This is a genomic window from Bradyrhizobium sp. NBAIM03 (genome assembly GCF_020194055.1).
GTDB classification, from domain to species: domain Bacteria; phylum Pseudomonadota; class Alphaproteobacteria; order Rhizobiales; family Xanthobacteraceae; genus Bradyrhizobium; species Bradyrhizobium yuanmingense.
The window spans coordinates 1-490 of the sequence record NZ_JADYVS010000114.1 but is presented as its reverse complement, the minus strand read 5'-3'; the positions used below and the strand labels follow the sequence as shown (position 1 = coordinate 490).

Sequence of the window (490 nt, the reverse complement as noted above, 5' to 3'; positions counted from 1 at the left end):
GCGCTTGGATACCTGCAAACAACTCGGTGCCTGGGTAGTGTGGCACATAGGGATGACGCCAGGTGCCGGTGGCACTTACCACGGCATGGGTCAACCACTCGCCTCGGTTGGTGACCACGAGCAGCCCATCCGAGGTAGGAGAGACCGACTCAACGCGCACCGGGCGATGCACCTCGAACTGATAGCGGCGCTCGTACTCCGACAGGTAGCGAACGACGTGCTCGCGCGAGGGATACGGGTCAGGTGAAGGCGGCATGAGCCAGCCTGGTAGCGAACTCCACTGCGCCGGCGAGAATAGGTGCAGGGAATCCCACCCATGCTGCCAGGCACCTCCTGGCGAGGGCTGGTCGTCGAGGATCGCAAAGGCAATTCCGGCGCGACGCAGGAAATAGGCAGTCGCCAAGGCGGCTTGCCCACCTCCAACCACCACGACATCGACACGGTTCACCAACACTCTCCTTGGGATGAGGCCGCAGCCTCGCTGCCGCCC

Annotated in this window: 1 protein-coding gene; it reads right to left on the bottom strand. The window is 63.9% G+C overall.

Features of this window, described 5'->3' with window-relative positions:
* Positions 1 to 448: NAD(P)-binding domain-containing protein (locus I6F21_RS37640; RefSeq protein ID WP_225184372.1), on the bottom strand; the 448-nt coding region annotated here is incomplete at its 3' end.
* Positions 449 to 490 lie beyond the last annotated feature (42 nt).